The sequence below is a fragment of the Mesorhizobium tianshanense genome, from assembly GCF_007830515.1.
In the GTDB taxonomy this organism is placed as follows: Bacteria; Pseudomonadota; Alphaproteobacteria; order Rhizobiales; family Rhizobiaceae; genus Mesorhizobium; species Mesorhizobium tianshanense.
On record NZ_VLKT01000074.1, the window covers coordinates 20,896 to 27,990 of the forward strand.

General features: G+C 62.6%; 4 protein-coding genes and 3 pseudogenes. 1 reads left to right on the forward strand and 6 read right to left on the reverse strand.

Annotation, left to right across the window (positions count from 1 at the left end; all coding sequences use genetic code 11):
* Positions 1-413: 413 nt before the first annotated feature.
* From cybH to IQ26_RS34610, 6 genes and pseudogenes are all read right to left on the reverse strand, one after another.
* Complete coding sequence (gene cybH, locus IQ26_RS34585; protein WP_145722861.1) at positions 414-1,124, reverse strand: Ni/Fe-hydrogenase, b-type cytochrome subunit; 711 nt, start codon at positions 1,122-1,124, stop codon at positions 414-416.
* 9 nt (positions 1,125-1,133) lie between these two features.
* Positions 1,134-1,709 (reverse strand): HupE/UreJ family protein, encoded by a 576-nt coding sequence (locus IQ26_RS34590; protein ID WP_162458160.1) that lies wholly within the window; start codon positions 1,707-1,709, stop codon positions 1,134-1,136.
* 13 nt (positions 1,710-1,722) lie between these two features.
* Entirely contained in the window at positions 1,723-3,519 is a 1,797-nt protein-coding gene (locus IQ26_RS34595) for a nickel-dependent hydrogenase large subunit (RefSeq protein ID WP_145722863.1), read from the reverse strand.
* Positions 3,519-4,595, reverse strand: a complete 1,077-nt coding sequence (locus IQ26_RS34600) for a hydrogenase small subunit (protein WP_145722864.1) — start codon at positions 4,593-4,595, stop codon at positions 3,519-3,521. The genes IQ26_RS34595 and IQ26_RS34600 overlap by 1 nt, the downstream gene beginning before the upstream one ends.
* A gap of 978 nt (positions 4,596-5,573) precedes the next feature.
* Positions 5,574-5,900 (reverse strand): annotated as a pseudogene (locus IQ26_RS34605) (class I tRNA ligase family protein); the annotation flags it as partial.
* A pseudogene (locus IQ26_RS34610) lies at positions 5,893-6,116 on the reverse strand (IS3-like element IS426 family transposase); the annotation flags it as partial. The pseudogenes IQ26_RS34610 and IQ26_RS34605, both read right to left, overlap by 8 nt.
* A 259-nt stretch (positions 6,117-6,375) precedes the next feature.
* On the opposite strand from IQ26_RS34610, the pseudogene IQ26_RS34615 reads away from it, so the two are divergent.
* Positions 6,376-7,095 (forward strand): annotated as a pseudogene (locus IQ26_RS34615) (IS3 family transposase); the annotation flags it as partial.

The window sequence follows — 7,095 nt, forward strand, 5'->3', positions numbered from 1 at the left end:
TCTTTCCAGCAGCAAGAGGCGGGCCAATTGGCGGGGGGCCGGCAAATGGTTTCGAAATAAGAGGTGATCTCTGCATAGCGAACGACGCGGAAAGCGCGATTACGATTTACCGCACAGACGGAAAGTATCCTTCCATTGACGGGTGCGGCATCGGCCGGACTGAGAACCGAAATTCCAGGCCGATGAAAAGTTTGCGTTCACTCGCCCACCCCACTCCGCCTCGCTCCGCACCTTTGCCCCTGAAAGGGATAGAGGAAGGGTGCTGGGCGTTGCGGTTGGCACTTCCTCTCCCCGTCGAACGGACGCAGAGGCGAAGCCGAGACGAAATGTGGGTCGACTTGAAGGCAACCCCTCTTGAAGAAGAAAGCCGGCGCGGGCAAACGCCCGCGCCGGCAGGTGAGGTCACGAAAGTCCTAGCGGGAATCAGGCGGGGCACCGTTACCCCGAAAAGTCCGCCAGCCTGAGAACATCGAGGAAATGATCGTCTGTCTCGACATGATGTCCTCGCGCACCGCGACATAGATGTGGATGATGACAAAGCAGATGATCACCCACATGCCGAGATGGTGCCAGGTGTGGACGTCCTGGCTCTGACCGAACAGCGGGATCACCCGGCTCGAGAACAGCGTGTGCTGCCAGGAATCCATTCCGGTCCCTTCGCCGTAGAGTGCGAGACCGGTCACGATCATGAAGATGGTGAACCAGACGAACAGGATGTGCATGGCGATCGTGGCGAGCGGGTTGTGCCCCGAATACTTAATCGGCTCCTTGACCAGCATGGCATACCAGAGCACCTCATGCCAGACTTCCCGCCAGAAGCGGCCGCGCCAGACAGGCGGCAGGAATAGCTGCCGGGCATGCTCGTTGCCGGCGAAGGCCCAGTAGATGCGGAAGGCGAAGCCAGCAATCAGGACATAGCCGGCCGCGAAATGCAGGTATCGTATCCAGCCGAAGACGAAGCTGGCGCTGGCATCGCCGCCGACCGATGGCGGCGGCGAACCGATGAGGTAGCCGGTTCCGGCCAGTGCAAGGATCGCGAAGGCGTTGACCCAGTGCCAGAGGCGCAGCGGCGCCTCGTAGACATAGACCGCCTCTTCGCTGTGAGATGTATGGTTCACGGTCATGGCCGCCTCCTATCGGCCGAAGACGAGCGCGGCACCCGAGCCGGCGACCAGCATGCCGAGGCCGGTTCGCAGCCAGGGCGATGACGCGATCTTGAGGCCGAGGCCGACGCCGAAGAGGTGGAGTGCTGCGGTCGACAGCGTGAAACCGCCGACATAGGCAAATGTTGCTCCTGCGGCCTCGCTGGCGTGCGCATGGCCGTGGAACAGCGCGAACAGCCCGGCAAGGCCTATGCCGGCGATGCCCGGCAAACCTGCACCGAAAACGATCATCAGCCCGAGCGCCAGCACCGACAGCGCGATCATGCCTTCCATCGCTGGCAGGGCGACGCCGACAAAGGCGAGCGCGGCGCCGCCGCTCATGGCCGCGAGGAAGGCGGCCGGTGCGGTCCAGACCCGCAAGGGCATGGCGACCGCCGACCAGACCCCGACCGCCGCCATGGCGAGCAGGTGGTCGAGACCGAGCAGCGGGTGCGCGAGGCCCGCGGCAATGCCGTCCGCATAGCCTGACGCGACATGGGCACAGGCCGGGCCGGCAAGGTTGGCGAGCGATGCTGCTGCGCCGAGTTTCACGACAGTGCGTCTCATCGAAAAATCCTCCCTACCGCACTTTGACATTGGCCAGTTCCCTGCCGTCCGGCCCCATCACGTGAGTCGAGCAGGCAAGGCACGGATCGAAGCTGTGTATGGTCCGCAGGATTTCGACCGGCTCCTCGGCGCGCTCGACCTTGGTGTCCATCAACGAGGCCTCAAAGGCGCCGATATTGCCGGCATTGTCGCGGGGAGAGCCGTTCCAGGTGGTCGGCACGACGCACTGGTAGTTCTCGATGCGGCCGTTCTTGATCCGGATCCAGTGACCAAGCGCGCCACGCGGCGCCTCGGTGAAGCCGACGCCCTTGATCTCGGCCGGCCAAGTCTTCGGGTCCCACTTCTCGGTGTTGGCCGTGGAGGAGTCGCCAGCCTTGATGTTGGCGATCAGCTTGTCCAGGAAGTAGGCCTGCTTGCGGGCCGCCCACTGCGCTTCCAGAGCGCGCGCAGCGGTGCGGCCGAGCGTGGAAAAGAGCGCGCTGAGTGGCGCGCCGAGCACGCGCAGCGTGGAATCGACTTGTTCCTTGATTTCCTCGTGGCCCTGGGCATAGCCCACAATATAGCGGGCGAGCGGGCCGACCTCCATGGCGTGGCCGCGCCATCGCGGTGCCTTGATCCAGGAATATTTTGCCGACTCGTCCAGCTCGATGATGTTGGTGCGTGTGCCCTTGGCATTGGGCCCCAGTTCGTAATGCGGCTCGGTGATGCCGTCCCAGGGGTGCAGGCCCTTGGCCTCGTCCGGATATTTGTACCAGGAGTGCGGCACGAATTCCTGGATCTGCTCGGGATCGCGTACGTCGACCGGCAGCACCTCTTTGAGATTGCCGTTGATGATGGCACCTTGCGGCATCATCAGGTTAGCGGCGGAATAGTCGTTGGCCTTGTCGGGGATATCGCCATAGGCGAGCACGCTCTTGCCCGACAGCCCACCACCGTAGAGCCAGGCCTTGTAGAGATTGCCGATCGCGATGATGTCGGGGATGTAGACGTTGTCGACGAAGGCGATGGTGCGCTCGATGACGCTGCGGACGTAGTTCAGCCGCTCCATGTTGATCGGCGCGCCGGCTGCCATCTCACCGTCGATGTTGATCGCACAGGGCACGCCCCCCACCAGCCAGTTGGGATGGATGTCCTTGCCGCCGAAGATCGTGCGCGTGGTCATGATCTCCTTCTGGAAGTCAAGCGCTTCCAGATAGTGCGTCACCGCCATCAGGTCGGCTTCCGGCGGCAGCAGATAGGCCGGGTTGGTCCAGTAGCCGTTCTTGAATGGCCCGAGTTGGCCGCTCTCCACGAACTTCTTCAGCCGGTTTTGAATGTCACGGAAATAGCCCGGCGAGGACATCGGGTGGCTCGGCGAAACCGCCTGCTGCAGCTCCGACGTCGCCTTCGGGTCGGCTCTCAATGCGTTGACCGGGTTGACCCAGTCGAGCGCGTGCAGGTGGTAGAAGTGGACCAGATGGTCGTGCACCTGCAGCGAGAGCTGCATGATGTTGCGGATCGAATTGGCGTTCTCCGGGATTATGATGCCCAGCGCGTCCTCGACCGCACGCACCGAGGTGAGCGCGTGCGTGCCGGTGCACACCCCGCAGATGCGCTGGGTGAAGGCCCAGGCGTCGCGCGGGTCGCGGCCCTTGAGGATGACCTCGAGCCCGCGCCACATGGTGCCGGTCGAGACCGCGTTGCGGATGATGTTGTTCTCGTCGATGTTGACCTCGCAGCGCATGTGGCCTTCGATCCGCGTGACCGGATCGACGACGACGCGCTGGCCGGAGGTGTCGAGATTGAAGCCGTTCGGCGTCCGGATGCCCATCAGTTGTTCCCTCCCTTTTCGCGCATCCGCTTGACCACGCTCGCCGCCGCATGCGCGGCCGCGGCGGCGCCGACCACGGTCGCGGCCGTCGTGCCGATCCTGTCGGCGTCGGCCTCGATGCCGAAGCCGTGGACGCGGGTCAGGCGGCTGTAGAAATCGCCCTTGTCCCAGAAGCCGTCCTCGGAGCAGCCGATGCAGGGATGGCCGGCCTGGATGGGGAAGGAGAGGCCGCCGTTCCAACCCACCGTCGAGCAGGCATTGTAGGTGGTCGGTCCCTTGCAGCCGACCTTGTAGAGGCAATAGCCCTTGCGCGCGCCCTCGTCATCGAAGGACTCGACGAACTGGCCGGCGTCGAAATGCGGGCGCCGATAGCATTTGTCGTGGATGCGCTGGCTGTAGAACATCTTCGGCCGGCCTTGCCGGTCGAGTTCGGGGAGTTTCTCGAAGGTCAGGATATAAGTGATGACGGCCGTCATCACTTCTGCGATCGGCGGGCAACCGGGCACCTTGATGATCGGCTTGTCCGGCAGGCCGGGGACCTTATGGACGGGCGTGGCCCGCGTCGGGTTCGGCCGCGCGGCCTGCACGCAGCCCCAGGAGGCGCAGGAGCCCCAGCAGATGATCGCCTTGGCGTTGGAGGCGGCATGCTTGAGCTGGTCGACGAAGGGCTTGCCGCCGATGATGCAGAACATGCCGTCCTCGTTGAGCGGCGGATTGCCTTCGACCGCGAGGATGTAGTTGCCCTTGTACTGTTCGACGACCTCGTCGACGATCGCCTCGGCCTGATGGCCGGCGGCCGCCATGAGCGTGTCGTCATAATCGAGTGAAAGCATCGACAGCACGACGTCCTTGGCGAGCGGGTGCGCCGAGCGGATGAAGCTTTCGGAGCAGCAGGTGCATTCGAGCCCGTGCAGCCACAGCACCGGAATGCGCGGCTTGGACTCCATCGCGTAAGCTATTTTCGGTGCGAAGGCCGGTCCAAGGCCGAGGGAAGCCGCCGTCAGGCTGCAGAATTTCAGGAAACTTCGGCGAGTGATCCCCTGCCGGCGCATGACCTCGTAGAATGTTTCTTGCATCAGGCCTTCCTCCACAGGCGGCGGCATCTCCTGGTGCCGCGGATATGCGAAGGCGAAGCAAGTCCGGTGCCAGAGTTAAAAAATCCGAATAAATGCTCGGATGCTTTTCAAGGCGTTGCCTTGTTTCGGTCGCAGGCAATGGAGTGGAAACCGGGCTGGCAGATTGTGAAGAAAGCTTCCGCGATGCGGCGAGACGCGCGAGGAGGCATGGCGACGGAGCCGACGGGATTTCGGCGGGCCTCGACCGACCGCGCCCAGAGGCCACGCGGCTTGTCAGGACGACCGAACAGATCGCGCTCCCTGCGCGGCTGCAGCAAACTCGGTATCGCGGGATTTGGTTCACGGGTTGGATGACGCCGAAGACGTTGCGCTCTTCGGCAGTCAGGTGGCTCCGCTTGTCCGGCGCTGGACCGTGCACGATGAGGCGGCGAGATCTGGCCTGGACGAACGCGGTCTGTGGAGCAATCCTGCTCTCTATCGATCCCCAAGGACAGTTTCGTCGTAACGCCGCCTGACACTACAGCCACAGCATCGCGATGGCGACGATCCCCACTAGAAAGGCCACCGTGACGCCATCCTTGGTGATGCGTGGCGCGCGACATTGGTCACCAAATCAGGAGGTCGATCCTCTCAAGCTTCTGGCCGCCTGCGCGCGGGACACAAGCACTGCCGCAATTGCGAATCTCGGCAATGCGAGTGCGGATGAGGTGATCACGCCGAAAATTCGCGATCGCTTTTAGGATTGTGCGGCAGGCAGCGCGTCGCGCGTTCGTGCCGAGATCGTGCGTCCCGGGCGGCAAGTACGTTCAGCCGCATGAACGTGACATTGACGGATCGCTACCTCTTCATTGTTCTGGACTTCTACCATCTACTCGTTGCGGCTCTCCCGACGTACGCTTACGTTGACCCGCTGTTGTCGCGTTTGTCGCGTCCGCGACACGGTGATGTTCGGCCGGCGCGCCGCCGCACCGGGCGACCCGGCCCATCCCATTCGCGCCAGCGCAGATCTGGCGGCAGATTCTCGAGCTCGCCAGCCATGTGCGCCCAAAGCTCCTCGGTCATGAACGGCATGAATGGATGCAACAGCTTGTAAGTCTCTCCGAGAACATAGGCCGCGCAGGACTGGGCCTCAGCCTTCGCGCTTTCGTCATTGCCGTTGAAGATCGGCCTCATCAGTTCGAGATACCAATCGCAGAACTGATTCCAGATGAAGCGGTAGAGCGCGCTTGCGGCGTCGTTGAAACGGAAGGTCTCCAGCGCCTCGGTGACACCCCGTCCCATACGCGCAAGCTCCGTCCTCCAGCGTCTTGCAGCCCAGCATGCCCTCCAACTCGCGGACGCGCTCTTCGAATCTTGACCTCGGAATTGCCGACGACAGGTTCATCCGAATCCACGGCAGCTGCTCCTCCCTCACTCAGAAGTCTGCGCCACCACCGTCTCGCCCGCCTCGAAACTCTCCTCGATAATCCGCAGCTTCTGCTCGGTTGTCCACCGCCTGCGGAGGACCTCACCAGTGATCATTTCAATTACTCGTTGGACATAAGCCTGGCCTCAAGCCTTTCTGCTTATGCCGACTGTCCGGTCGAAATGGGGGGCAGTTCATCATCCCATTTTTGGGTGATCTTCGCGCCGAGTCATCTGGTTTTGTGAAGCATTTCCGGGCTAATTTCCTTTCTTGCGATTTTTGGGACATAGAGCTGGCTTGGGGAATCTGGACAGAACGATAAGTGGATTTTCCGCCTGACAACGGCAACGTGGTTGCCGCGAATCAGGAGAGACCATGACGAAGCGCACGCGCCGGAACCACACACCGGCTTTCAAGGCCAAGGTGGCTTTGACTGCCATCAAGGGCGAAAAGACGCTGGCCGAGTTGGCTCAGCTTTTCGATGTTCACCCGAACCAAATCACAGCCTGGAAGGCGCAACTGCTTGATGGCGCCGCCGGCGTCTTCGGCTCGGGCGTTGCGAGCGCCGAGGCGCCATCGGTGGATTTGAAGGCGCTTCACGCCAAGATCGGAGAGCTGGCGCTGGAGAACGATTTTTTGGAAGGCGCGCTCATCAAGGCCGGCATGCTGAGCGTAAAGCGATGATCGACCGCAACCACGACCTTCCCATCGTCCGTCAGGCCAAGGCTCTGAACATCAGCCGCGCCAGCGTCTACTACAAGCCGCGGCCGGTGTCGGCCGAGGACCTCGCGCTGATGCGCCGCATCGATGAACTGCATCTGGAATACCCGTTCGCGGGCAGCCGGATGTTGCGCGACCTTCTCAACCGCGAGGGCGTCGAGATCGGCCGCCGCCACGTCGCCACGCTGATGAAGCGCATGGGCGTCGAGGCGATCTATCGCCGACCGAACACCTCGAAACCCGCGCCGGGCAACAAAATCTATCCCTATCTCCTGCGCGGACTGAAGGTCGATCGTCCGAACCAGGTCTGGGCGATGGACATCACCTATAGTGCGCCTCGTCCCGGATGGTCCGGGGTGCATATGACTGGAATGC

Excerpts from the sequence above, each read along its gene's own strand:
- cybH (WP_145722861.1), bottom strand. The coding sequence starts at position 1,124 with ATGACCGTGAACCATACATCTCACAGCGAAGAGGCGGTCTATGTCTAC.
- IQ26_RS34590 (WP_162458160.1), bottom strand. The coding sequence starts at position 1,709 with ATGAGACGCACTGTCGTGAAACTCGGCGCAGCAGCATCGCTCGCCAAC.
- IQ26_RS34595 (WP_145722863.1), bottom strand. The coding sequence starts at position 3,519 with ATGGGCATCCGGACGCCGAACGGCTTCAATCTCGACACCTCCGGCCAG.
- IQ26_RS34600 (WP_145722864.1), bottom strand. The coding sequence starts at position 4,595 with ATGCAAGAAACATTCTACGAGGTCATGCGCCGGCAGGGGATCACTCGC.